Consider the following 24,488-nt stretch of genomic DNA (forward strand, 5'->3'; position numbering starts at 1 on the left):
AAGGAAGAGGGATTCAGTTGGGCAGGCCCACGAGATGCCGCGCCATCACCACGCGCTGGATCTGGCCGGTGCCCTCGACGATGTCGAGCGCCTTCACGTCGCGGAACAGCTTCTCGATCAGGTGGTCGCCGCGGCCGCCCGCCAGGCCCAGCACCTCCATCGCGAAGCTCGTGGCCTCGAAGGCGGCCGGCGGCGCGAGCGCCTTCGAGGCCGAGGCCTCGAGCATGTTGGGCTGGCGCCGGTCGGCCAGCCAGGCGGCGCGCAGCGCCATCAGCAGCGCGGCCTTGAGCTTGCGGCGCGAGCGCTCGAGCCGGTCGCGCAGCCGCAGGTCGGAGGCCAGGCCCTGGGCCTGCATGAAGGCCGCGGCCTCGTCGAGCGCGGCGCGGCCGATGCCCACCGCCATGCCGGCGATGGCCGGGCGGCCCGCGTTGAAGGTGTTCATCGCGCCCTTGAAGCCGCCCGAGCGCTGCTCGTAGTAGGCCTCGCCGCCGAGCAGATTGGCCGCGGGCACGCGGCAGCCCGAGAGGAAGAAGGAGGTCGACTCGTAGGCCTTCAGGCCCATCTTCTTCTCGATGCGGAAGTCGCCGAAGCCCGGCGTGCCGCGCTCGACCACGAAGGCGCGGTGGCCCGCGCGGCCCAGCGCCGGATCGATGGTGGCGAACACCACGGTCCATTCGGCGCGGCCCGAGTTGCCCGAGAAGGACTTCGCGCCGTCGAGCACCCAGTGGTCGCCATCGCGCCGCGCGCGGGTCTTGATGTTGGCCACGTCGGAGCCGCCCGAGGGCTCGGTCATCGCGAAGGCGCCCCAGATCGGGCGCTGCGGATTCACGAAGGGCGAGAGAAAGCGCTGCTTCTGCTCGGGCGTGCCCATCGAGAGGATCGGCGGCTCGCCCAGGCCCGGGCCCGGCAGCGCGACGCCGATGCCGCGGTCCCAGTAGGCGCCCTCCTCGGCCAGCAGCACCTGGGCCACGGCCGAGCCGGCCTTGTTGGGCGCGGGCGCATCCGTGCCGTCGGGTGCCGCGTCGGCTGCGCGCCAGCGCGTGCGGCCGAAGCCCTCGGCCAGCATGCGCACGAAGAAGGGGTCGTCCACCGGCAGCGGCGCGCCCGCGCGGTCGGCGCGCCAGCCGGCGGGCCGCATCTCGTCGCGCCCGAGGCGGCGCAGGGTCTGCAGGCGGGACTGGTCGTCCGCGCTGATCGAAAAATCCATCTCAGGCTCCCTGGGTCGTTGCGTCGGTGGTGGCAAGAAAGTCGATCGGCGCAGCGAACGAAGTCGGCAGCGCGTCGTCGCGCGCGGCATCGGCGCCGCCGAGCAGCAGGCCCAGCGCGCGCAGCTCGCGCAGTTGCTTCTCCACCGGGTAGTCGCGCATGAAGCCCGCGCCGCCGAGGATCTGCACCGCGTTGGCGCCGATGAAGACCGCGTTCTCGATCGCCTCGATCAGCGCCGTGGCCGCGGCCTCGCGCGAGGGCCGGCCGGCATCGAGCCGCCAGGCGGCCTCGTGCAGCAACTGGCGCGCGGCGTCCACAGCGCTGTGCATGTCGACGATCAGGAAGGCCAGCGCCTGGTGGTGCGCGATCGGCTTGCCGAAGGCGACGCGTTCGAGCGCGTAGCGGCGCGAATAGTCGGCCGCCGCATGCATCTGGCCGACCAGCAGCGCCGCGAGCTGCACGCGCGCATGGGCCAGCGCGAGCGCGGCGGCCGCGGGGTCGGTCCACGCGGCCTCGACCGGTGCGCGGTCCACGCGCAGCTCGCTCGCGCCCGCGGCACGCAGGCCGGCACCGGGCACTTCGGTGAGCACGATGCCCTGCATGACCAGGCGCAGCCCGTCGCGGCTCAGCACCGCAAGCAGGTCGACGCGGTCGGTCGGCAGCCAGGCCGCATGGCCGCTCAGCGCACCGCCATCGCTCGTCCATTGGCCGCGCGCATCGAACACCAGCGCCGCGCGCGCATCGGGCCGCGCCAGCAGCGGCTGCAGATGGCGCTGCAATGCCGCCTCGCCGCCAAAGGCCAGCAGTGCCTGCGCGACCGCGCCGATCGGCTGCAGCGCCAGCGCCGCGCCGGGGCAGCCGGCCGCGAGGCGCTCGGTCACCAGCACGCGCGCGAGCGCGCCGAGGCCGGCACCGCCCGCGGACTCGGGCCAGTCGATGCGGTCGAAGCCGATCTGGGCCGCCTCGCGCCGCAGGGCCTCGGGCAGCGCGCGCTGCGCCTCGAAGGCGCGCTGCGAGGGCAGCAGCTGTTCGTCGGAAAAACGCTGGGCCGTCTCGACCACCAGCGCGAGTTCTTCATCGAGTGCGAAATCGATCATGGCGTGCTCCGGCGCGGCTCAATGGCGTCCGAAGACGGGATCGCGGCGCTGCGCCATCGCGGCCACGCCCTCGCGGAAGTCCTGGGTCTGGAAGTGCTGGCGCTGCTCGCCGGCCTCGCGCTCGACCGCGGCACGCACCGCCTCGACCAGCCCGGCGCGCAAGCTGGCGCGGGTCGACTCGACCGCGATCGGCGCCGAGATCGCGATCTCCTCGGCCAATGCCTGGGCGCGCTCGCGCACCTGGTCCTGCGGCGCCAGTTCGTCGACCAGGCCGATGCGCAGCGCCTCGGCGCCGTCGATGCGGCGGCCGGTATAGAGCAGCAGCGCGGCCTGCTGCGCGCCGACCAGGCGCGGCAGCGTATGGCTCAGCGCGAAGCCCGGGTGGAAGCCCAGGCGCGCGAAGTTGGCGCTGAAGCGCGCCTCGGCACAGGCGACGCGGAAATCGGCCACCAGCGCGAGCCCCAGCCCGCCGCCCACGGCCGGGCCCTGCACCGCCGCGATCACCGGCTTGGTCACGGCGAACAGCCGGATCGCCTGCCGGTAGAGCTCGCCCGGGTCGCGCCGCGCGCCGGCCGCGGGCGTGGGCGACGAGAAATCGGCGCCCGCGCAGAAGGAGCGCCCCTGCGCCGCCAGCACGATGGCGCGGCATGCCGGGTCGGCCTGCAGCGATTCGAAGGCCTCGGCCAGCGCCGAGATCAGCGCGAGGTCGAAGAAGTTGTGGGGCGGCCGGCACATCTCCACCGTGGCCGTGTGGCCGGCGCGGTGGATCGAGAGGTCGGACGGATTCGCTGCTGTGCTCATGGGACTCCTGTCTGGCTGTTCTTTTTCAACGATATAACAGATACATGTTTTTTAAAAGCACATATGTATTATTATTTGGCCAGCCCGAAGCCCGGGCAGGTCGGCGAACGACCGGTTCAGTCACGAACTCAGGAGCAAAAAAGATGGAGACAAGCAGGCGCCGGCTGTTGCTGGCATTGGCGGGAACGGCGGGCGCGGCGGTGGCGGGGCCGGCCTTCGCGCAGGGCACGGCCTTCCCGACGCGGCCGATCAAGATCGTGGTGCCGTTCACGCCCGGCAGCGGCTCGGACAATTCGGCGCGCTACTTCGGCGACCAGCTCGCAGCGCAGCTCGGCCAGGCGGTGGTGGTCGAGAACAAGCCCGGCACCAACGGCATCATCGCGCTGCAGCAGGTGAAGAACGCGCCGGCCGACGGCTACATGCTGCTGCTGGCGAGCAACTCGCCGATGGCCGTGAACCCGCTGACCATCAAGGACCTGGGCTACGACTCGGTGAAGGACTACAAGCCGGTGTCGGGCCTGACGCGCGGCATGAACGTGGTGGTGGTCTCGAACGATTCGCCGTTCGCGAGCATCGAGGCGCTGCTGGCCGCCAGCAAGAGCAAGTCGCTCACCGTCGGCACCTACTCCGCGGGCTACCAGCTCGCGGCGGCCTGGCTCGCCAACGTGGCCGGCGGCGACTTCACCAACGTGCCCTACAAGGGGCAGGCGCCGATCATGACCGACGTGATCGGCAACCAGCTCGACTTCGCGCTGGTCGACCTCGGCGGCGCGATGCCGCTGATCAAGGGCGGCAAGCTGCGCCCGCTCGCGGTCTCGGGCGAGGCGCGCAACCCCGACCTGCCGAGCGTGCCGACGATCCGCGAGAAGGGCTTCAACGAGTACGTGCAGTACAGCTGGGTGTCGTTCTACGTGCGCTCGCAGACGCCCGACGACGTCACCGCGAAACTCGCCGAGGCGCTGCAGAAGACGCTGGCCACCGAGGACGCGCGCGCCTTCGTGCGCAAGTCGGGCGCCGAGCTCATGCCCTACCCGCCCGAGAAGATGCAGCGCTTCCACCTCGAGGAGATCGCGCGCTTCCGCAAGATCGCGGCCATCGCCAACATCAAGCCCGAGTGACCCAGAATGGCGGCATGAACCAAGCCGCCTCCTCGCCCGAAGCTCCCCTCTACAACGCGCCGGCGCTGGTCGCCTATGCCGATGCCCTGCTGCAGAAGTGCGGCCTCGCCGCGCCGATGGCCGCGAGCGTGGCGCGCACGCTGGTCGAGGGCGACCTGCTGGGCCACGATACCCACGGCCTCGCGCTGCTCGCGGGCTATGCGAAGGAGCTCGAGGCGGGCGGCATGGCGCGCGAGGGTGCGCCCGAGGTGCTGTCGGACCGCCCCGCCGCCGTGCTGTGGGACGGCCGGCGCCTGCCCGGGCCCTGGCTCATGGAGCAAGGCCTCGACCTGCTGATCCCGCGCGCCCGCGAACTCGGCACCGCCTCGCTGGTGATCCGCCGCAGCCACCACATCGCCTGCCTCGCGGTCTACATGCTGCGCGCGCTGCAGGAGGACATGCTGATGCTGCTGGCCTGCTCCGACCCCAACACCGCGAGCGTCGCGCCCTTCGGCGGCACGCAGGCCGTGTTCACGCCCAACCCGCTGGCGCTGGGCTTCGGGCTCTCGCAGGGCGGCGTGATGGTCGACATCTCGGCCTCGATCACCACCAACGGCATGAGCAACCGCAAGCGCGCGGCCGGCGAGACCTTCGCCGAGCAGTGGCTGATCGACGCGCAGGGCCGGCCCTCGAACGATCCGCAGGTGCTGTTCGACAGCCCGCCCGGCACCTTGCTGCCGGTGGGCGGCCTGAGCCATGGCCACAAGGGCTACGGCATGGCGCTGCTGGTGGAGGCGCTGACCGGCGGCCTCGCGGGCCATGGCCGCGCCGATCCGCCCGAGGGCTGGGGCGCGACCGTGCACGTCACGCTGCACGACCTGCATGCCTTTGGCGGCAAGGCGGCCTTCCTGCGGCAGATGGACGAGGTGGCCGAGCGCTGCCGCGGCAATGCGCCCATCGACCCGGCGAAGCCGGTGCGGCTGCCGGGCGAAGGCGGGTTGAAGCGCCGGGAGGCGCAATCGAGGGACGGGGTGCGGCTGCACCCGTCGATCGCGCGATCGCTGCAGGAAGTGGAGCAGCGGCACGGCCTGCGGCTGGCGCAGGCGCTGGCCTGATCAGTTGTCGTCGTCGTCGCCGTCCTCGTCGGACGGGGCGGCCTCGCCCGCGGGCCGCGGCTTGCGCGTCGCGGGCCGGGCGAGGATCTCGAGGTAGAACTGCTTGCCGCCCTCGGCCACCACGTGGTCGATGCTGGCGGTGATGGCCGACAGGTGGATGGTCTCGGCGTTGTCGGCGGTGCTGCCGAAGCGGCAATCGAAGTCCCAGAAATCGGCGCCGGCCGGCAGTGCATGGCCGCGCTCGCGCTTGATGTACTTGCGGATTTCGTGCTTGGTGGCTTCGAGGAGGCGATCGGGGTGCTTGCCCTCGACCTGAAGCTGGAAGGTTTTTCTCATGGGTGATGGTAACCAATGCCCCGCCGTGCCACTGTGTACAGTCGGCGGCTCAACGGAAAGCAGGTGAAAGACATGGCGCGCGCGAACGACTGGGCAAGCAAGGTGATGGCATTGATCAACGGTGGCAATCCCACCGCGGCCATCGCGCAGATCAAGGTCGCGCCCTCGGTCAAGGACCTGAAGGCGCTGCAGACCATCATGACGCTCTCGAAGATGAAAGGCCGCTATCCGAACGTGGATGCGGCCATCGCGGACAACCTGGCGCTGCTCGCGGCGCCCCGGCTGCACCGCTCGCCCTGAGAGCCGGCTTTACAGCGCCTGGCCGAGGCGCTTGACGCCCTCTTCGATCTTCGCCACGTCGGCGGTCGCGAAGCTCAGGCGCAGGGTCGCCACGTCGGGGTTCTCGGCATAGAACGGCGCGCCGGGCACGAAGGCAACCAGCTTCTCGATCGCGCGCTTGGCGAGTTCGTTGGCATTGGCCAGCTTGCCGTTGGCGCCCGTGAGGCGGGCCCAGAAGAACAGGCCGCCATTGGGCTGGGTGAAGCTCACCGCGTCGCCGAGCTCGCGCTGCAGCGCCTGGCCCATGGCCTTGGCGCGCTGGCCGTAGACCTCGCGCACATGCGCCAGCGTGGCCGGCATGCGGCCGCTCTTGAGGTACTGGGCCGCGGTGGCCTGCGAGAAGGTGCTGGTGTGGGCATCGCTGAATTGCTTGCACATGGTGGCCTTGGCCAGCAGCTCGGCCGGCGCGATCATCCAGCCGATGCGCAGGCCCGGGCTCAGCACCTTGCTGAGGCTGCCGCAGTGCGCGAGCAACTCGCGGCTGCCGGGCACGTCCTTGCTCAGGGCCATGATCGACGGGGGCGGCGCCTCGCCGAAATAGAGGTCGCCATAGGGATCGTCCTCGACGATCAGCGTCTGGTACTTGACGGCCAGCTCGAGCACCTTCTTGCGGCGTTCCAGGCTCAGCATCGCGCCGCTGGGGTTGCCGAAGGTGGGGATCAGGTAGACGAACTTGGGCTTGTGCTCGGCGATCAGCTTCTCGAGTTCGTCGGTCTTCACGCCGTTGGCGTCGATCGGCGCGCTGATGAGCTGAGCGCCGTAGAGGCGGAAGCACTGGATGGTGGCCAGGAAGGTCGGGCCCTCGACGATCACCTTGTCGCCGGGCGAGATCATGGTCTTGCCCAGCAGATCGAGCGCCTGCTGGCTGCCGGTGGTGACGATCAGGCCGCTGGGGTCGACCTCGACGCCCTTGGTCTTCATGAAGGCGCTGAGCTGGGCGCGCAGCGGCTCGTAGCCTTCGGTGGCGCCGTACTGCAGCGCGCCGCCCGCCTCCTCGGTGAGTGCCTTCTGGCTCGCCTCCTTGAGGCCCTCGACGTCGAACATCGCGCTGTCGGGGAAGCCGCCCGCGAAGCTGATGATGCCGGGCTTGCCCAGCAGCTTGAAGAGTTCGCGGATGGCGGAGGTTTCGACGTTGTCGAGGCGGGAGGCGAATTGCATGGTCAGTCTCACTTTCTGGCCGCCATTGTGGCGAAAGCCGCGGGAAATTAAGTTGCGTAGGTCATTCCCGTTTCAGCGATATATTGCGCCTGCCTTTGTCCCGCCCCATGAAAAAAGAAAACATCGCGCCCTTCTTCGCCGTCCTGCAGGCCGCCAACCCCACGCCCGAGACCGAACTCGAATACAGCACGCCCTTCGAGCTGCTGGCCGCCGTGCTGCTGTCGGCGCAGGCCACCGACGTGGGCGTGAACAAGGCGACGCGCAAGCTGTTCCCCGTGGCCAACACGCCGCAGGCGATCTTCGACCTCGGCGTCGAAGGCCTGGAGGGCTACATCAAGACCATCGGCCTGTACCGCAGCAAGGCCAAGCACCTGATCGAGGCCTGCCGCATGCTGGTCGAGCAGCACGGCGGCGAGGTGCCGCGCACGCGCGCCGAGCTCGAGGCGCTGCCCGGCGTGGGCCGCAAGACCGCCAACGTGGTGCTCAACGTGGCTTTCGGCGAAGCCACGATCGCGGTCGACACCCACATCTTCCGCGTCGGCAACCGCACAGGGCTGGCGCCGGGCAAGAACCCGTTGGAGGTCGAGCTCAAGCTCGAGAAACGCGTGCCGCTCGAATACCGGCTGCACGCGCACCACTGGCTGATCCTGCACGGGCGCTATGTCTGCGTGGCGCGCACGCCGCGCTGCTGGGACTGCGCGGTGTCGAAGTACTGCGACTACAAGCCGAAGACGCCGGCACCCAAGCGCTGAGCCTGCCTCAGGCCGGCCGAAGCTCGACCACCTGCCAGCCGCCGAAGGGCAGCGGCGTCGACGGCCACTCGGTGGCATCGCGCGGACAGCGCGTGCCCGCGTGCAGCAGCGACACAGCGCGCAGCACGCCCGCATGCGCGACCCACAGCGCATCGCCCTGCCCGGCCTGCCACTCGTCGTAGGCGCCGGCCACGCGCGCCATGAAGGCACGCACGCTCTCGCCATGCGCGCCGGCGCGGGTGTCGGCGAAATCGGCGGTCCAGGCATCGAGCTCCGCGCGTGCGATGGCCGACCAGGACTGCCCTTCCCAGGCGCCGAAATCCATCTCGGCGATGCGCGCATCGTGCTGCACGGTGAGGTCGGGCCGCAGCGCGGCGATCGCGCCGGCCAGCGCGGCGCAACGCCGCAGCGGCGACGACAGCACGGCGAGCCCCGGCGGCAACTCTCGAGCGATGCGCTCGGCGGCCGCGTGCGTGGCCTCGGCCTCGGCCTCGAGGTCGCTCGCGCCGTAGCACAGGCCCGCCTCGGCGATCACCGGCGCATGCCGCAGCAGCCAGAGCCTGCGCATGCTCATGCCCGCCACGCCAATGCGAGGTAGATCGCGATCTCGCAGATCTGCTGCGTGGCACCCAGCCCGTCGCCCGTGAAGCCCTGCAGCCGGCGCCGGAAGAGCCGCGCCATCCACAGCGCCGCCAGCGCCGCCGCTAACAGCGCCGCCAGCACATGGGCCGCGCCGTGCGACAACGCCAGCAGCGCCAGCGCGGGCAGCGTCCACAGCACGCCGATCGCGAGCGCGCCGCCGCTGATCGCATCGGCCAGCGGCTTGGCCTTGCTCGCGCCGCTGTCGCCCACATAGGGCAGCCAGCGGATCAAGGCGAGCGGCGCGAGCCGCGACAGCACATGCGCGCCGACGATGGCCGCGGCCACCGCGTGCAACCCGCCGCCGGCCAGCACCGCGATCAGCGCGCACTTGAGGCCCAGCGCCAGCACCAGCGCGATCGCGCCGAAGGCACCGATGCGCGAGTCCTTCATGATCTCGAGCGCGCGCGCACGGTCGGCCGAGCCGCCCAGGCCATCGGCCACGTCGGCCAGGCCGTCCTCGTGGAAGGCGCCGGTCAGCATCACGGTCGCGAGCGTGCTCAGCACCGCCGCCGCGAACGCGCCCGCCAGGCCCGGCAGCCCCATCGCCACGCCCACGAACACCAGCGCCGCCACGCCGCCGGCCAGCCAGCCGATGCCCGGCAGGTGCGCCGCGCTCGCGCGCAGCATCTGCGGGCTGTAGCCGACCCAGGCCGCGAGCCGGCCCGTGACCGGCACGCGGGTGAAGAACTGCAGCGCGAGCAGGAAGTGCCGCAGGCCGCTCATCGGGCTCAGGCGTCCTTGCGCGAGACGCCGGCCGATTCGAAGCTCGCCATCTCGCGCACGATGCGGCAGGCCGATTCGAGCAGCGGCCAGGCCAGTGCGCCGCCCGAACCCTCGCCCAGGCGCAGGCCCAGGTTCAGCAGCGGCTCGAGCCGCAGCCGCTCGAGCAGCAGCGCATGGCCCGGCTCGACCGAGACATGGGCCGCCACGCAGCGCTGCGCCACGTGCGGTCGCAGCGCCTGCGCCACCAGCACCGCGGCGCTCGCGATGAAGCCGTCGAGCACGATCACGCGCCGCTCCTCGGCCGCCTGCAGCACCGCGCCGACCAGGGTCGCGATCTCGAAGCCACCGAGCGCGGCCAGCGCGTCGAGCGGCGCAGTGGCATCCGCATGCAGCGCCAGCACCTCGCGCAGCACGGCACGCTTGCGCGCCAGCCCGTCGGCGTCGAGCCCGGTGCCGGCGCCGGTGCAGCGGTCGATGTCGATGTCGGCCAGGCGCGCCAGCAGCAGCGCGGCGGCCGAGCTGTTGCCGATGCCCATCTCGCCGAGCAGCAGCGCATTGCCCGGCAGCGCGCGCACGATCTCGCGGCCGTTGGCGATGGCCTGCGCGCACTGCGCGGCGCTCATCGCGGGACCGGCCGAGGCATCGGCGGTGCCGGCCGCGATGCGCCGTTGCACCAGGCCGGGCCGCGGCTGGAAGTCGCGCCGCACGCCGCAGTCGGCCACGGTCAGCGCCAGGCCGTGCTGGCGCGCGAGCACGCTGACGGCGGCGCCGCCGGCCAGGAAGTTCTCGACCATCTGCCAGGTCACGTCGCTCGGATAGGCCGAGACGCCGCGTGCCGCCAGCCCGTGGTCGGCCGCGCAGACCAGCATCTGCGGCGCCTCGAGCGTCGGCGACTCGGTGCCGAGGATCGTGCCCAGGCGCAGCGCCAGCGCCTCGAGCCGGCCGAGCGCGCCCAGCGGCTTGGTCTTGTTGTCGAGCACGGCCTGCAGCCGGGCCGCGAGCGCGGCGTCGGCGATGTCGGGCACCGCGGGAAGAAGGTCGTCGTGGGTCATGCGATCAGGCCGGCGAGCACGCCGGCGTCGAAGTGGTTGTCGATGAAGTCGGCCAGGCCGTCGAAGGTGGCGTCGAGCGTGGGCGCCGCGACGCCGAACAGCGCCTGCAGCGCCGCGGGGTCCTCGAACAGCCCGTGCAGGTAGAGGCCGAGCACGTTGCCGCGCGCGTTCTGCCAGGCCAGCCCCTCGGGCATCACCGCGCCGCCGTCGCCGGCCATCTGCGGATGGGCCGCGGTCTGGCCGTGGTGGATCTCGTAGCCGGCCACGGCCACGTTCGACAGCGCGGCCCAGGCGCCCGCCAGCGTGCCGAAGGCGGCCTCGCGGCGGCGCACGGTCTTGTCGCGCTCGAACACCGTCACCAGCGGCAGCAGGCCCAGCCCGGGCGCATTGCCGTCGATGCCGTGCGGATCGACCAGCGCCTCGCCGAGCATCTGCAGCCCGCCGCAGACGCCGAGCACCGCGCCGCCGCGCGCCGCATGCTCGGCCACCGCGCGGTCGAGCCCCTGCGCGCGCAGCCAGGCCAGGTCGCCGCTGGTGTGCTTGGAGCCGGGCAGCACGATCCAGTCGGCGCCGGCCACGTCGGCCGGCGCGCGGGCCCAGACCAGGCGCACGCCGGGCACGTTCTTCAGCGGCTGGAATTCGTCGAGGTTGCTGATGCGCGGATAGGCGATCACGGCCACGGTGCGCGTCACGGCGCCCGAGGACCGGCTGCGGTCGTCGAACACGCCGTCCTCCTCGGGCAGGCCGTGCTGCCACCACATCGGCAGGGTCGCGACCACGGGCACGCCGGTCATCTCGCGCAGCTGCTCGGGGGCGGGCGCGAGCAGCGAGGCATCGCCTCTGAACTTGTTGAGCACGAAGCCCGCGAGCAGCGCGCGGTCGGCCTCGGGCAGCAGTGCCCAGGTGCCATAGAGATGGGCGAAGGCGCCACCGCGGTCGATGTCGGTGGCCAGCAGGCAGCGTGCCCGGGCATGGCGCGCAATGCGCAGGTTGACGATGTCGCTGGCCATCAGGTTGATCTCGGCCGGCGAGCCGGCGCCCTCGATCACGACCACGTCGTTCTCGGCGCGCAGCTCGTCGAGTGCGCGCGCGAGCTGCGGCCACACGCGCTCGCCGCGCCCGCGCCACGGCAGCGCCGACAGGGTCTCGTCGACCTGCCCCATCAGCACCACCTGGCTGTGGGTGTCGCGCTCGGGCTTGAGCAGCAGCGGGTTCATGCGCACCTCGGGCCGCGCGCGGGCCGCGAGCGCCTGGAAATACTGGGCGCTGCCGATCTCGCCGCCCTCGACCACGCGCGCGTTGTTGCTCATGTTCTGCGCCTTGTAGGGCGCCACCTTGAGGCCCTGGCGCGCGTACCAGCGGCACAGCGCGGTCGCGATCCAGCTCTTGCCGGCCCCGCTGGTCGTGCCCAGCACCATCACGCAACGCGCCCCGCCGGTGTGCTCTCGCGCGCTCGCCGGCGCCGCCGCTGCCTGGAAATTCATGGCGGGATTGTCGTTGAGCGCGCACGGGTGCCCGAAACGCAACGCCGGAATGCGGCTTCCGTCACGCAACCGGCCCGGTGAACCCACGCACTGCATCCGGTTCGGCGAATCCTCCGTATACAGGGCTTCTCCGTCACAGCGCCCCGCGACCCTGCCCCATGCCCGCCCTCAACGATCTGGCCCTCACCGTCGAAGAACCCGAACCGGACCGCTTCCACTGGGTCCTGCTCGAGGCGCTGGACAGCGGCGAGGCCGACGTGCTCGACTACCGCGTCTACCGCCGCGCGGCGCGCGCCGAGGCCAGCTACTCGAATGCGCTGGTGATGGGCGTGGCGGAGCTGCAGAAGATCAGCGCCGCGCGGCCGTCCGATCCCGACGCCTGAATGCGCGCGTTCAGGGCGCGAAGCCCGAGCGCCGCACCACCGGTTCCCACTGCTGTCGGTAGGCCTTGAGCATCTGCACCGTCTCGGCATTGCTGCTGACCACCGGCGTGATGTAGAGCGCATCGGCCGCCTTCTGCAGCCCCGGGTCCTGCATCACCTCGCGGATCTTCGCGGCCAGCAGCTGCACCTTGGCCGGCGGCATGCTGCTCGGCGCGAAGAAGGTGTTCCAGCCGTCGGCATCGATCTTCATGCCGGCCTCGCGGAAGGTCGGCAGCGAGGGCGCGAAGCTCGCGCGCTTCTTGCCCGACACGGCCAGGATGCGGATCTTGCCGGCCACGTGCTGCGCATAGAGCGAGTCCAGCGTGTCGATGGCGATCGGCAGCGAGCCGCCGGTCAGGTCGGCCGCCAGCGGCGCCGAGCCGCCATAGCCCTTGATCTGCGGCTGCACGCTCAGCGCATCGCCGACCATCAGGCCGAAGAAGTGCGGCAGGCTGCCGGTGGCCGGCACGCCGAAGATCGCCTCCTCGGGATGGGCCCAGAGCCGGCCCACGAGGAACATGGCGCGGTCGAGCTGCAGCTTCTGCCCCACGGCCAACGCGAAGTCGTAGCTGCTGACCTGCGTGACGGGCACGAAGTCCTTGTCGGGGTCGTAGCCCGCGTCCTTGAACACCAGCGGCGCCACCACCATCACGGCCGGGTTGCCGAGCATCAGCACGTTCTCGGTCGCGGGTGCGCGCCGCAGCTGCTTGGCCGCGAGCCGGCCGCCCTCGCCCGCGCGGTTCTCGACCGTGACCGCCACGCCGAGCTTGGGGCCGAGCCGCTCGGCGATCAGGCGCGCGATGCGGTCGGTGCTGCCGCCGGGCGCGTAGCCGACGACCAGCGTGAGCGGGCTTTCGAGGTTCTGCGCCTGCGCGGGCGCCAGGATGCCGCCGATCGCGAGCGCGAGGCAGCAGGCGGCGAGTCGTCGCCGGGAGGGAAAAAAGGGCACGGGGGGATCTCCTCACGCCGGCGGCTGGTGGCCGGCTTTTGTTACGCTGTTTATATGCAGGTAACAAATAGTTGATCTAATCCATCATCGGGCGCCGCGGCGGCGCCGCCACATCCCGCGCCCTCCGTGAGTTCTTCTTCCCTGCAAGCCTTTCCCGACGCGGCCGCGCTGCTCGCGCCCCGCTCCCTCGACGACCTGTTGCTCTACCGGCTCTCGCGCGCGGCGCGCGCCGGTGCCGGCATGGCCACGCGCCTGGTCGAGGGCGGCTTCGGCATCACGCGCCGCGAATGGGGAATGATCGGCACGCTCGCGCAGACCGGCGAGATCACGCCCTCGGCGCTGTCGGAGCAATTGAACCTGGACCGCGTGCGCACCTCGCGCGGGCTGCGCAGCCTGGTCGAGAAACAGCTGGTGGAACGGCGCCGCGACGCCGAGGACCGGCGCGAGGTGCACGTGCGGCTGAGCCCCGCGGGCCGGCAGCTCTACGACGAGCTGTTCCCGCGCATCGCCGACCTCAACACCGGTCTGCTCGAGGGCATGGAGCCCGCGCACATCGAGATCCTGCTGCAGTGCCTGCAGCGGCTCGAGCAGCGCGGTGGCGCGCTCAGCGCCCAGGGCATGGTGCCCGAGAAGGCCGACCGCCGCTCGGGCGGCACGCGCCACCGCTGGCCGAAGCGGGGCGCGTAAGGACGACGCGAAGCGCGCTCAGCTCTTCGGACCGCGCGGTGCGCCGTCGCCCGAGGAGGCCACCGCGCCCGGCACTTCCCAGCCGCCGCCGATCGCACGGATCAGCCCCACGGCCGCCTGGTATTGCGCCGACTTCACCTGCAGCGCCTGGCGCCGGTTGCGCAGTTCGCTGCGGCGCGCGTCGAGCAGGTCGAGCTGGCTGATGTAGCCGTTGCGGTAGCGCGTGTCCGACAGGCTGGTCGCGCGCGCGGCCGAGGCCACGGCCGTGGCCTGCACGCCCGACTGCTCCTGCAGGATGCGGATCGACGACAGCTGGTCCTCGACCTCCTGGAAGGCCACCAGCACCTGGTTGCGGTAGCTGGCCAGCGCGCCGTCGAGCTGCGCGTTGGCGCTCTGCAGCCCGGCCTCGCGGCGGCCGCCGTCGAAGATGGGCAGCGACAGCAGCGCGCCCACGCCCCACGAGCGGGCCGACCACTTGAACAGATCGCCGACCTCGGGCGAGGCATAGCCGGCCGCGCCGGTCAGCGAGATGTCCGGGAACCACGCGGCCTGCGCCACGCCCACGCGCGACTGGGCCGCGAACACCGCGTTCTGCGCCGCCGACACGTCGGGCCGGCGCGTCAGCACCGTGGCCGGCACGCCGGGCGGGATCGCGGGCAGCGCGGTGGTCCAGTCGGCCGGCCGCACGCCGAAGCTCGAGGCCGAATCGCCCACCAGCACCGCGAGCGCATGCTCGACCTGGGCCCGCTGGCGATCGATCGCCAGCGCGTCCGACTCGGTCGACGAGACCTCGGTCTGCACGCGCGCCACGTCGAGCTCGGCGATGTCGCCGGCCTGCTGGCGGCGCTGCGACAGGCGCAGCGTGTCGCGGTAGGCCTCGACCTGCTCGCGCACCAGCACGCGCTCGGCATCGAGGGCACGCAGCGTGAGGTAGGTCTGCGCCACCTCGGCCTGCACCGCCAGCCGCGTGCTCTGCAGCAGCGCCTCGCGGCCGGCCGCGTCGAGCCGTGCCGCGTCGCTGGCGCGCGAGAGACGGCCGAACAGGTCGAGCTCATACGAGAAGGTGGCGCCGGCATTGGTCATGGTGGCCGGCGAGGTGCTGGCCGTGGCCTTGTCGAGGCCGGCGCCGCGGTTGGCGCCGGCGCTCAGGCCCACCTGCGGCAGCCGGTCGGCGTTGACGCTGCGCGCGATGGCGCGGGCCTCGGCCAGCCGCGCCGCCGCGCCCTGGATGTTGTTGTTGTTGACGTCGGCCTTGGCGATGAGCTCGTTCAGGACCGGATCGTTGAAGGCCTGCCACCAGGCGCCGCGCGCGGCGCCCTCGGAGGGCACGGCGCGGGTCCAGCCGGCGGGCGGCGTGGCGCCCTGCTCCTTGAACTGGGCCGCCGAGGGGGTCTCGGGCAGGCCCGAGGGCACGCTCGCGCAGCCGGCCAGGGCCAGCGCCGCCACCAGGGGCAGCACGGCCGCGCGCAGCGGCACCGAGAGGGATGAGAGCTTGAAGTTCATGATCGACCTTCCTTCTTGTTCTGTGGTTCGTTCGTCATTCATGCGAGGTCCGCGGCGAGGCCGGCACCGGATGCAGGCCGCCGCCATGGCCACCGCCCGATCCGCCGTGCGAACCGCCCGAGGCCGGCGCCGGATGGTCGGCCGACACGAAGTCCTCGCCATGCGGCACTTCGCCGTGCAGCTTCAGCGGCCGGTTGCCCGCGATGCGGCGCATCAGCACGTAGAACACCGGCGTCAGGAACAGGCCGAAGGCCGTCACGCCGATCATCCCGGCGAACACCGCCACGCCCATCGCCTTGCGCATCTCGGAGCCCGCGCCGGTCGACAGCACCAGGGGTAGCACGCCCATGACGAAGGCCAGCGAGGTCATCAGGATCGGGCGCAGGCGCAGGCGGCTGGCTTCGATCGCGGCCTGGATCGGCGTGCGTCCGGCGAACTCGAGCTCGCGGGCGAACTCCACGATCAGGATCGCGTTCTTCGCACTGAGCCCCACCAGCACGATCAGCCCGATCTGCGTGAAGACGTTGTTGTCACCCCCCGAGATCCACACGCCCGCCATCGCGGCCATGATGCCCATCGGCACGATCAGGATGATCGCGATCGGCAGGGTCAGGCTCTCGTATTGAGCGGCCAGCACCAGGAACACCAGCAGGATCGCCAGCGGGAACACCAGGAAGGCGGAGTTGCCGGCCAGGATCTCCTGGTAGGTCAGCTCGGTCCACTCGAAGCTCACGCCCTTGGGCAGCGTCTCGGCCGCGATCTTGGTGATCGCGTCCTGCGCCTGGCCCGACGAATAGCCGGGGGCCGGGCCACCGTTGATGTCGGCGGCCAGGTAGCCGTTGTAGCGCATGGCGCGTTCCGGACCGAAGGTCGAATTGACCTTCATCAGCGCGGCCAGCGGCACCATCTCGCCCGAGGTCGAGCGCACCTTCAGCAGGCCCACGTCTTCGGCACGGGCGCGGTAAGGCGCGTCGGCCTGGACGCGCACGGAGTACGTGCGGCCGAACTTGTTGAAGTCGTTGGCGTACAGGCTACCGAGGTAGATCTGCATCGTGTCGAAGATGTCCGTCACCGGCACGCCGAGCTGGCGCGCCTTGGTGCGGTCGATGTCGGCGTACAGCTGCGGCACGTTGACCTGCCAGCTCGTGAACATGCCCGTGAGCTCGGGCGCGGCATAGGCCTTGGCCATGAAGGCCTTGACCGCCACGTCCATCTGGTCGTAACCGACCGAGGCGCGGTCTTCGATCTGCAGCTTGAAGCCGCCCGTGGTGCCCAGGCCCGCCACCGGCGGCGGCGGGAACATCACGATGAACGCATCCTGGATGCTCGAGAAGGCACCGTTGAGCTGGCCCGCCACTGCGCCACCGCTCTGGTCGGCGCGCTTGCGCTGGTCGAAGGGCTTGAGCGTGGCGAACACGATGCCCGAGTTCGAGCTGTTGGTGAAGCCGTTGATCGACAGGCCCGGGAAGGCGATGGCGTCTTCCACGTTCGGGTTCTTCTTCATGATCTCGCCCATGCGCTGGATCACTTCGTCGGTGCGGTCGAGCGTGGCGCCGTCGGGCAGCTGCGCGAAACCGATCAGGTACTGCTTGTCCTGCGCCGGCACGAAGCCGCTGGGCACGGCCTTGAACAGGCCGAAGGTCACGCCGACCAGCGCGAGGTAGATCACCAGCATCAGTGTCTTGCGCGAGATCACGCGCTTGACGCCGCCGCTGTAGGCCTCGGAGCCGCGATGGAAGAACTTGTTGAAGCCGCGGAACAGCCAGCCGAAGGCCTTGTCCATGCCGCGCGTCAGCGCGTCCTTGGGCTGGTCATGGCCGCGCAGCAGCAAGGCGGCGAGCGCGGGCGACAGGGTCAGCGAGTTGATCGCCGAGATCACGGTCGAGATCGCGATGGTCACCGCGAACTGGCGGTAGAACTGGCCCGTGAGGCCGCTGATGAAGGCCAGCGGCACGAACACGGCCACCAGCACCAGCGCGATCGCGATGATGGGCCCGGACACTTCGCGCATCGCGCGGTAGGTCGCCTCACGCGGCGTGAGCCCCGCCTCGATATTGCGCTCGACGTTCTCCACCACCACGATCGCGTCGTCCACCACGATGCCGATCGCCAGCACCAGCCCGAACAGGCTCAGCGCGTTGATCGAGAAACCCAGCACGTGCAGCACCGCGAAGGTACCGATCACCGACACCGGCACGGCCAGCAGCGGAATGATCGACGCGCGCCAGGTCTGCAGGAACAGGATCACGACCAACACCACCAGCATGATGGCTTCGAGCAGCGTGTGGATCACCGATTCGATGGACGCGCGCACGAACTGCGTCGGGTCATAGGCGATGCGGTATTCCAGGCCTTCCGGCATGTTCTTGTTGAGCTCGGTCATCGTCTTGCGCACGTTCGACGAGATGTCGAGCGCATTCGAGCCGGGTGCCTGGAACACGCCCATGCCGACGGCCGGGTCGTTGTTCAGCAGCGAGCGCAGCGAGTAGTCGGCGGCGCCCATCTCGAGGCGGCCGATGTCGCGCAGCCGGGTCACGGCGCCGTCGGTGCCGCTCTTGACGATGATGTCGCCGAACTCTTCCTCGCTCTGCAGGCGCCCTTGCGCATTGATCGAGAGCTGCATGTCCACGCCCGACAGGCCGGGCGAAGCGCCGACCACGCCGGCCGCGGCCTGCACGTTCTGGCCGCGGATGGCGGCCACCACGTCGGAGGCCGAGAGGCCGCGCTGCGCCACCTTCTGCGGGTCGAGCCAGACACGCATCGAGTAGTCGCCGCCACCGAAGATCTGGACCTGGCCCACGCCTTCGATGCGCGCCAGCGGGTCCTTCACGTTCAGCACCGCGTAGTTGCGCAGGTAGTTGATGTCGTAGCGGCCGTTGGGCGACACGAGGTGGACCACCATCGTGAGGTCGGGCGCGCTCTTCACCGTGGTGATGCCGAGCCGGCGCACTTCCTCGGGCAGGCGCGGCTCGGCTTGCGAGACGCGGTTCTGCACGAGCTGCTGTGCCTTGTCGGGATCGGTGCCGAGGCGGAACGTGACGGTGAGCGTCAGCACGCCGTCGGTGGTCGCCTGGCTGCCCATGTAGAGCATGCCCTCGACGCCGTTGATCTGCTCCTCCAGCGGGGTCGCCACGGTCTCGGCGATCACCTTGGGGTTGGCACCCGGGTACTGGGCGCGCACCACCACCGAGGGAGGCGCGACTTCCGGGTACTCGGAGATCGGCAGACCGCGCAACGCGATCAGGCCGGCTATCAGCATCAAGAGCGACAGCACGCCGGCAAAGATCGGCCGGTCGATGAAGAATTTAGAGAGATTCATTTCGTTGGCTCCATCGCGCGGACAGCGCGATCCACGCCGCTTCGAAAAAGACGAGCGGCATCCAGGTGGCTCCCATCAAGGAACTTCGAGTAACGCTGGCGAGCCGGCCGGTGCCGCTGTCGCCGTTGTCGGTGTCCCGGGTTTCCCGGCGCGCCGGCCTGTGCTCAGGCTGGCGCGCGGGGCCCGGTGTCGTTCAGGACTTCGCGGCCTGCGCCACTTGTTCCGTCGGTTGTTGCGCCTTGCCGTCGGCCTTGGCGTCCATGGTCACGGTCTGCGGCGCCACCAGCGCACCCGGGCGGATGTGCTGCAGGCCGTTGACCACCACGCGGTCGCCCGCCTTCAGGCCCTTGCTCACGACGCGCAGGCCGTTGATCGAGGCACCGAGCGCGACTTCGCGGTAGACCGCCTTGTTGTCCTCGCCCACGACCATCACGAACTTCTTGTTCTGGTCGGTGCCGATGGCGCGTTCGCTGACCAGCAGCGCGGTGTCGTTGCGGGCCTGGCCCATGCGGATGCGGGCGAACTGGCCGGGGATCAGGGCGCCGTCCTTGTTGTCGAAGGAGGCGCGCACGCGCACCGTGCCGCTGCGGGCGTCGACCTGGTTGTCGATCAGCTGCAGCTTGCCGACGAAGGGCGTGCCCTCCAGGCCGGCCGTGCCCATCTGCACCGGGATCGATTCGATCTGGCCGCGCGCGCTGGAGCCGGTCGGCAGGTCCTTCAGAGCCCGCGTGATCACCTGCTCATCGGCATCGAAGCTCGCGTAGATCGGGCTCACCGAGACCAGCGTGGTCAGCACCGGGGCGCCGGGACCGGCCGCCACCAGGTTGCCCACCGTGACCTCGATCTTGCCGATGCGGCCCGAGACCGGAGCCCGCACCTGGGTGTAGCCCAGGTTCAGGCGCGCCGACTGCAGCGAGGCCTGGGCCGCGCGCAGGTTGGCTTCGGCTTCGCGGCCGGCGTTCACGCGCTCGTCGTACTCACGCTGGGCGATCGCCTGCTCGTCCCACAGGCGCTTGGCGCGCTCTTGCTCGCTGCGGCTGAAGGACTGGCGGGCCTGCGCCGACGCCACCTGCGCCTCGGCGCGCTCGACCTCGGCCGCGTACGGCGCGGGATCGATGGTCACCAGCAGGTCGCCCTGCTTGACCAGCGCGCCTTCGCGGAAGTGCAGCGACTGCACGGCACCCGCGACGCGGGAACGCACGTCGACGCGTTCGACCGCTTCGAGGCGGCCCGAGAACTCGTCCCAGGCGTTGATCTCGCTCGGCGCCACCGCCGCGACCGAGACCGGGATGGCTTGCGGCGCGCCCGCGGCCGGCGCGTTGGCCTCGGCCTTGAAGCTGTGCATGCCCAGCACCGCGGCGGCCACCGCCAGCAAGGCGGTGACGCCGGTCACGGCGGGCCACAGGCCCTTGCGGGCCGCGGAGGAAAACGTTGGCTTGTTGTTCGACATGGTGATTCGTCCTTCTCTCAGATGACTCAAATGACTCGGATGACTTTTCGGGATGCAACAGTCCGTCCTGGCGCCCTCGCACCAAGAAAAACGGAGATTTCGGAAAAAGGCCGGCCGCACCGGGTGCCCCCGGTGGCTCGGCCGTATCGGCGGGGCCGTCGCCGCGTTGGCGACCGACCTCACCGCGCTAGCGGCTGGCTATCTGGCTGACGTCGCTGGCTAACTGGGCTTCGGGGTCGCCCCTTGGGGCGGTGTGGTCGCCGCAAAGAATTCGCGGAAGTGCTGCTGCACGGTCGCTTCGCAGACCTTGCAGCCCATGCACTCGGCGTCGTAGAGCGCCTTGGGCCATTCGGCCGCGTTGCTCAGCACCGCGCTCGTGACCTCGATGCCGGCCGAGCGCAGCCGGCCCGCGAAGGTCAGCGCCTCGTCGCGCATCGCGTCGTCCTCGCCCACCAGCACCAGGGCCGGGGCCAGCGACGAGAGGCGCAGCGAACCGCTGGGCACCGCATAGGGGTGGGTCGCGTTCGACGGGCAGCTCAGGTACTTTTCCCAGCCCGTGGCCCAGCGGCATTCAGGCGAATCGTTGGTCGCCTTGCGCAGCGACGCGGTGCCGGCGCAGGGATCGAGCATCGGCGACAGCAGGATCTGGCCCGCCAGCGGCGGATGGGCGCGGTCGCGCGAGATCAGCGCCACCGCCGCCGCCAGGTTGCCGCCGGCTTCCTCGCCGGCCAGGTAGACCTGGGCGCCGCGGCCGCCGAGCTTGACGCGCTGCTTGTAGAGCCATTCGAGCGCCGCGTAGCCGACCTCGATCGGCTCGGGAAACGGCGACTCGGGAGCCAGCGGGTAGTCGAGCGAGACCACCACCGCGCCGGCGCCGGCCAGCAGGCGCGCCACGTTGCGGCCGTTGTCGAGCCCGCCGCAGATGAAGGTGCCGCCATGGAAGTGCAGCACCAGCGGCACGGTTTCTCCCTTGGGGCGCTGGCCGTAGACACGGGCGCCCACCGGATCGCGGCCGGGCAGCTCGATCGACAGATCGGCTTCCGCGCCTTGCACCGCGGCGAGCGCGACTGCTTCGGCGGAGCGGGACGATGGACGGGGTGACATGGGGACGACCTCGGGAAATGGGCGATGGTTGAAATATAAGGCGCCGACTGTCGCGTTAAACAGGGATGCAAGCCCTACTCTGTTTCCAAACTACGAACAATCGGACCGGGTCACCAAAGGGTTATGGCCTTGTGTGAGAATCCGCACCCCCCGGCGAGGGCCGGGTCTCAAGAACAGGCATTCGATGGATCAGATCCAGGCCATGCGGATCTTCGTCCGCGTCGTGGAAGCCGGCACCTTCACCCGCGCGGCGGACTCGCTCGCCCTGCCCAAGGGCACCGTCACCAAGCAGATCCAGGCCCTGGAATCGCGGCTGCGCGTGAAGTTGCTGAACCGTACCACCCGCCGGGTGACGGTCACGCCGGACGGCGCCGCGTACTTCGAACGGGCGGCGCGGCTGCTCAACGACTTCGACGACATGGAAGCCAGCATGACGAATGCGCAGTCCAGCCCCACGGGCCGGCTGCGCATCGACGTCGGCACCTCGGTCGCGCGGCTGGTGATCCTGCCGGCCCTGGCCACCTTCTGCGACCGCTATCCCGAGATCCAGGTCGACCTCGGCGTCAGCGACCGCACGGTGGACCTGATCAGCGACAACGTCGACTGCGTGATCCGCGCCGGCGACCTCGCCGACCAGTCGCTGGTGGCGCGGCGCATCGGCACCCTGCACTTCGTGACCGTGGCCTCGCCGGCCTACATCAAGCGCTATGGTGCGCCGCAGCATCCGAACGACATCGAGAAGCGGCACCACGTGGTGAGCTACTTCTCGGGCACCACGCGGCGCGTCTACCCGCACGAGTTCAAGAAGGGCGACGAGCACATCGAGCTCAACGGCCCCTACCGCGTGTCGGTCAACGAGAGCAACGCCCACATGGCGGCCGTGCTCGGCGGCTTCGGCATCTCGCAGTGCATCACCTTCATGGCCGAGCCGCACCTCGAGAGCGGCGAGCTGATCGAGGTGCTGTCCGACTGGCACCGCGACCCGCTGCCGATCCACGTGGTCTACCCGCCCAACCGCCACCTGAGCGCCAAGGTCCGCGCCTTCGTGGACTGGGCCGCCGAGCTGTTCGCGAAGACGCCGCGGTTGCAGCGGCGCTGAGCGCCATGCTGTTCTCGCCCGAGCGCCACGAGCCCCTGCGGGCCGACGCCTGGGACGAGGGCCGCGCGCGCGAAGCCATCGAGCGCATCGTGCGCGACACCGAGGCGCGCTTCACGCCCGAGGGGCTGTGGCCCATGCATCCCAGCGATGCGTCGAATCCCGACCCCCAGTACCTGCTGTACTGGGGCGCCAGCGGCGTGATCTGGGCACTGCACCACCTGCAGGGCCGCGGCGCCGCGCGGCTGGCGCGCGACTACGCGCCGGTCGTGCCGGGCCTGATCGCCGCCAACCGCGCGGCCATGGGTCGTCCCGCCGACGCCGGCTTCGCGGCCTACCTGATGGGCGACACCGGCATCCGGTTGCTCGAGCACCGGCTCCAGCCCTCGGCCGCCATCGCCGACGAACTCGAGCGGCTGTGCGGCGGCCACCTCGACGACCCAACCCTCGAGCTGATGTGGGGCACGCCCGGCACCATGCTCGCGGCGCTGTTCATGCACCAGCGCACCGGCGAGCAACGCTGGGCTCATATCTACCGCGACACCGCGCGGCGGCTGTGGTCGCAGCTCGAATGGTCCGAGGACTTCGGCTGCCACTTCTGGACCCAGCAGCTCTATGGCCAGCGCTCGACCTACATCGACGCGGTGCACGGCTTCGTCGCCACCGCCGTGCCGCTGATCCATGGCCGCCACCTGCTCGACGGCGCCGAATGGAACGCCTGGCGCGACTGCATCGCCAACACCGTGCAGCGCAGCGCCGACCGCGAGGGCGCGCAGGCCAACTGGCGCCCGCGCCTGTTCCCGCTGCCCGATGCATCGCGGCCGAAGCTGGTGCAGATGTGCCATGGCGCGCCGGGCTTCGTGATCTGCCTCGCGGATTTTCCGGGCGACACGCTCGACGAGCTGCTGCTGGCCGCCGGCGAAACCACCTGGCAGGCCGGCCCGCTGAACAAGGGCTCGAACCTGTGCCATGGCACCGGCGGCAACGGCTATGCCTTCCTCAAGCTGCACCGCCGCTTCGGCGACGCCGTCTGGCTGGACCGGGCGCGCGCCTTCGCCATGCACGGCATCGCGCAGACCGAGGCCGAGCTGGCGGAACACGGCCACCTGCGCTATTCGCTGTGGACCGGCGACCCCGGCTTCGCGATCTATCTGTGGGATTGCATCGAGGGCACGGACCGCTTCCCGACCCTCGACTGTTTCTTCTAGGCCGGCGGCCGCCGCGCGCGCAGCTCGCCGGCCGTCGTCGCCCAGGCCTTGCCCAGCATGCGCGTGAGATAGGCCCCCGAGGCCCAGCCGACCTGCTGCGCCACCGACAGCACCGATTCGTCGGTGCTCTGCAGCAGGTGGCGCGCGCGCTCGAGGCGCCGCTGCTGCTGGAATTCGAGCGGCGACAGCCCATAGGCCGCGCGGAACAGCCGCTCGACCTGCCGGCGCGAGAGCCGGTGCCGCGCCGCGAAGGCCTCGAGCGGCAGCGCTGCCGCGAGCTCGGCCTCGATGTCGCTGGCCAGCAGCGCGGCGATCACCGCGCCGGGCGTGCCGCGGCCATCGGGATGCACCAGCGGGTTGGCCATGAGCCGTGCCGCCTCCATCACCAGCGCGCCGCAGTGGGCCACGTGCGCCATCGAAGGCTCGGGCGATGCCGGCGCGCCGGCCATCTCGAGCAGCCGGTGCGACAGCAGGTTCAGCGCGCCGCTGCCCGCGCGCAGGCCCTGGGCCGGCTTCGCGATGCCGTGCGCGCGCAGCGCCGTGTCCCAGAACTCCGAGTCGACATAGACCGCGAGGTGCGTCTGGCGCAGGGTCATCGCGCTGGTGGCATGGGCGGCGCCGGCCGCGAACCAGAGGAAGTGGCCGGGCGAGGACTGCAGCGCGTCGCCGCGCGGATCGATCACGTCGAAGCGCCCCGCCAGCGGCACGAACAGCATGTCGCAATCGTGCGCATGCGGCGTGGTGGCGTAGCCGTCGAGCGTGCTCGCCACCGGCGTCGCCTTGTGGGCGAGGCGGTCGGAGAACGCGGAGATCCGCGGTCCGGACGGGGCGGCTGGGGACGGCATGGGGCCGATTGTGTGGTCAATCGCGCGGCCGATGTCGCATTCGTGCGCACGCACGTCGCGAGCGGAGGCACGCGGAGGGGAGCCGGCAGGAAGACTAGGGCCT

The 24,488-nt window shown here is 70.9% G+C and carries 23 protein-coding genes; 8 read left to right on the top strand and 15 right to left on the bottom strand.

Annotation, left to right across the window (positions count from 1 at the left end; all coding sequences use genetic code 11):
• Nucleotides 1-13: 13 nt before the first annotated feature.
• Genes AC07RM_RS15850 through AC07RM_RS15860 form a run of 3 tightly spaced genes read right to left on the bottom strand, consistent with a single transcriptional unit; the run spans nt 14 to nt 3,104 of the window.
• Nucleotides 14-1,207 carry an acyl-CoA dehydrogenase family protein gene (locus AC07RM_RS15850; RefSeq protein ID WP_495335139.1) on the bottom strand — a complete coding sequence of 398 codons (1,194 nt, stop codon included), beginning with the start codon at nt 1,205-1,207 and terminating at the stop codon, nt 14-16.
• A gap of 1 nt (nt 1,208) precedes the next feature.
• Nucleotides 1,209-2,303, bottom strand: coding sequence for an acyl-CoA dehydrogenase family protein (locus AC07RM_RS15855; protein WP_495335140.1), 1,095 nt, complete (start codon nt 2,301-2,303; stop codon nt 1,209-1,211).
• Nucleotides 2,304-2,321: 18 nt separating this feature from the next.
• Entirely contained in the window at nt 2,322-3,104 is a 783-nt protein-coding gene (locus AC07RM_RS15860; protein ID WP_495335141.1) for an enoyl-CoA hydratase/isomerase family protein, read from the bottom strand.
• A 143-nt stretch (nt 3,105-3,247) separates the two neighbouring features.
• Between AC07RM_RS15860 and AC07RM_RS15865 the strand changes: the two genes are divergently transcribed.
• Together AC07RM_RS15865 and AC07RM_RS15870 are read left to right on the top strand one after the other, a co-directional pair.
• Nucleotides 3,248-4,222 (top strand): tripartite tricarboxylate transporter substrate binding protein, encoded by a 975-nt coding sequence (locus tag AC07RM_RS15865; protein WP_495335142.1) that lies wholly within the window; start codon nt 3,248-3,250, stop codon nt 4,220-4,222.
• Between the two features lie 14 nt (nt 4,223-4,236).
• Nucleotides 4,237-5,316 carry an Ldh family oxidoreductase gene (locus AC07RM_RS15870; protein WP_495335143.1) on the top strand — a complete coding sequence of 360 codons (1,080 nt, stop codon included), beginning with the start codon at nt 4,237-4,239 and terminating at the stop codon, nt 5,314-5,316.
• On the opposite strand, the gene AC07RM_RS15875 is transcribed toward AC07RM_RS15870, so the two are convergent.
• Complete coding sequence (locus tag AC07RM_RS15875) at nt 5,317-5,652, bottom strand: DUF6172 family protein (RefSeq protein ID WP_495335144.1); 336 nt, start codon at nt 5,650-5,652, stop codon at nt 5,317-5,319.
• A 72-nt stretch (nt 5,653-5,724) separates the two neighbouring features.
• Between AC07RM_RS15875 and AC07RM_RS15880 the strand changes: the two genes are divergently transcribed.
• Nucleotides 5,725-5,952, top strand: coding sequence for a hypothetical protein (locus AC07RM_RS15880; protein ID WP_093342309.1), 228 nt, complete (start codon nt 5,725-5,727; stop codon nt 5,950-5,952).
• Between the two features lie 9 nt (nt 5,953-5,961).
• Here AC07RM_RS15880 and AC07RM_RS15885 read toward each other — a convergent pair whose 3' ends face one another.
• Nucleotides 5,962-7,149: an aminotransferase-like domain-containing protein gene (locus AC07RM_RS15885; RefSeq protein WP_208510862.1), complete on the bottom strand. Its 1,188-nt coding sequence runs from the start codon at nt 7,147-7,149 to the stop codon at nt 5,962-5,964.
• Between the two features lie 107 nt (nt 7,150-7,256).
• Between AC07RM_RS15885 and nth the strand changes: the two genes are divergently transcribed.
• Entirely contained in the window at nt 7,257-7,901 is a 645-nt protein-coding gene (nth, locus tag AC07RM_RS15890) for an endonuclease III (RefSeq protein ID WP_495335145.1), read from the top strand.
• A gap of 7 nt (nt 7,902-7,908) precedes the next feature.
• Here the strand turns inward: nth and AC07RM_RS15895 are convergent, their stop codons facing one another.
• Genes AC07RM_RS15895 through AC07RM_RS15910 form a run of 4 tightly spaced genes read right to left on the bottom strand, consistent with a single transcriptional unit; the run spans nt 7,909 to nt 11,802 of the window.
• A complete protein-coding gene (locus AC07RM_RS15895; protein ID WP_495335146.1) occupies nt 7,909-8,475 on the bottom strand; it encodes a histidine phosphatase family protein in 567 nt (188 codons plus the stop codon).
• Nucleotides 8,472-9,266: an adenosylcobinamide-GDP ribazoletransferase gene (locus AC07RM_RS15900; RefSeq protein WP_495335147.1), complete on the bottom strand. Its 795-nt coding sequence runs from the start codon at nt 9,264-9,266 to the stop codon at nt 8,472-8,474. The genes AC07RM_RS15895 and AC07RM_RS15900 overlap by 4 nt, the downstream gene beginning before the upstream one ends.
• Before the next feature lie 5 nt (nt 9,267-9,271).
• Entirely contained in the window at nt 9,272-10,318 is a 1,047-nt protein-coding gene (gene cobT / locus AC07RM_RS15905; protein WP_495335148.1) for a nicotinate-nucleotide--dimethylbenzimidazole phosphoribosyltransferase, read from the bottom strand.
• On the bottom strand, nt 10,315-11,802 hold the full coding sequence (locus tag AC07RM_RS15910) for a cobyric acid synthase (protein WP_495335149.1): 1,488 nt from the start codon (nt 11,800-11,802) through the stop codon (nt 10,315-10,317). The genes cobT and AC07RM_RS15910 overlap by 4 nt, the downstream gene beginning before the upstream one ends.
• Before the next feature lie 158 nt (nt 11,803-11,960).
• Between AC07RM_RS15910 and AC07RM_RS15915 the strand changes: the two genes are divergently transcribed.
• Complete coding sequence (locus tag AC07RM_RS15915) at nt 11,961-12,185, top strand: hypothetical protein (protein WP_093342316.1); 225 nt, start codon at nt 11,961-11,963, stop codon at nt 12,183-12,185.
• 10 nt (nt 12,186-12,195) lie between these two features.
• Here AC07RM_RS15915 and AC07RM_RS15920 read toward each other — a convergent pair whose 3' ends face one another.
• Nucleotides 12,196-13,173 (bottom strand): tripartite tricarboxylate transporter substrate-binding protein, encoded by a 978-nt coding sequence (locus AC07RM_RS15920; RefSeq protein WP_495335150.1) that lies wholly within the window; start codon nt 13,171-13,173, stop codon nt 12,196-12,198.
• Between the two features lie 141 nt (nt 13,174-13,314).
• Here AC07RM_RS15920 and AC07RM_RS15925 point away from each other — a divergent pair, with 141 nt between their 5' ends.
• The gene (locus AC07RM_RS15925; RefSeq protein ID WP_208510915.1) at nt 13,315-13,860 is read left to right on the top strand and encodes a MarR family winged helix-turn-helix transcriptional regulator; all 546 of its coding nucleotides are present in this window, start codon (nt 13,315-13,317) and stop codon (nt 13,858-13,860) included.
• Nucleotides 13,861-13,878: 18 nt separating this feature from the next.
• Here AC07RM_RS15925 and AC07RM_RS15930 read toward each other — a convergent pair whose 3' ends face one another.
• The 4 genes from AC07RM_RS15930 to AC07RM_RS15945 all read right to left on the bottom strand — a co-directional run bounded on the left by AC07RM_RS15930 (nt 13,879) and on the right by AC07RM_RS15945 (nt 21,236).
• Nucleotides 13,879-15,363 carry an efflux transporter outer membrane subunit gene (locus tag AC07RM_RS15930; RefSeq protein WP_495335151.1) on the bottom strand — a complete coding sequence of 495 codons (1,485 nt, stop codon included), beginning with the start codon at nt 15,361-15,363 and terminating at the stop codon, nt 13,879-13,881.
• A gap of 34 nt (nt 15,364-15,397) precedes the next feature.
• Complete coding sequence (locus tag AC07RM_RS15935; protein ID WP_093342320.1) at nt 15,398-18,682, bottom strand: efflux RND transporter permease subunit; 3,285 nt, start codon at nt 18,680-18,682, stop codon at nt 15,398-15,400.
• 193 nt (nt 18,683-18,875) lie between these two features.
• Entirely contained in the window at nt 18,876-20,132 is a 1,257-nt protein-coding gene (locus AC07RM_RS15940) for an efflux RND transporter periplasmic adaptor subunit (RefSeq protein WP_093342321.1), read from the bottom strand.
• A gap of 219 nt (nt 20,133-20,351) precedes the next feature.
• Nucleotides 20,352-21,236, bottom strand: coding sequence for an alpha/beta hydrolase (locus AC07RM_RS15945; protein ID WP_093342323.1), 885 nt, complete (start codon nt 21,234-21,236; stop codon nt 20,352-20,354).
• A 184-nt stretch (nt 21,237-21,420) separates the two neighbouring features.
• Here AC07RM_RS15945 and AC07RM_RS15950 point away from each other — a divergent pair, with 184 nt between their 5' ends.
• Both AC07RM_RS15950 and AC07RM_RS15955 read left to right on the top strand, forming a co-directional pair.
• Nucleotides 21,421-22,335 (top strand): LysR family transcriptional regulator, encoded by a 915-nt coding sequence (locus tag AC07RM_RS15950; RefSeq protein WP_208510854.1) that lies wholly within the window; start codon nt 21,421-21,423, stop codon nt 22,333-22,335.
• A 5-nt stretch (nt 22,336-22,340) separates the two neighbouring features.
• Complete coding sequence (locus tag AC07RM_RS15955) at nt 22,341-23,540, top strand: lanthionine synthetase C family protein (protein ID WP_495335152.1); 1,200 nt, start codon at nt 22,341-22,343, stop codon at nt 23,538-23,540.
• Here the strand turns inward: AC07RM_RS15955 and AC07RM_RS15960 are convergent.
• Nucleotides 23,537-24,385, bottom strand: a complete 849-nt coding sequence (locus tag AC07RM_RS15960) for a helix-turn-helix domain-containing protein (protein ID WP_495335153.1) — start codon at nt 24,383-24,385, stop codon at nt 23,537-23,539. The two genes, AC07RM_RS15955 and AC07RM_RS15960, sit on opposite strands and share 4 nt — an antisense overlap.
• Nucleotides 24,386-24,488: the final 103 nt, after the last annotated feature.

It is taken from the genome of Variovorax sp. GW821-FHT09B05, assembly GCF_059418265.1.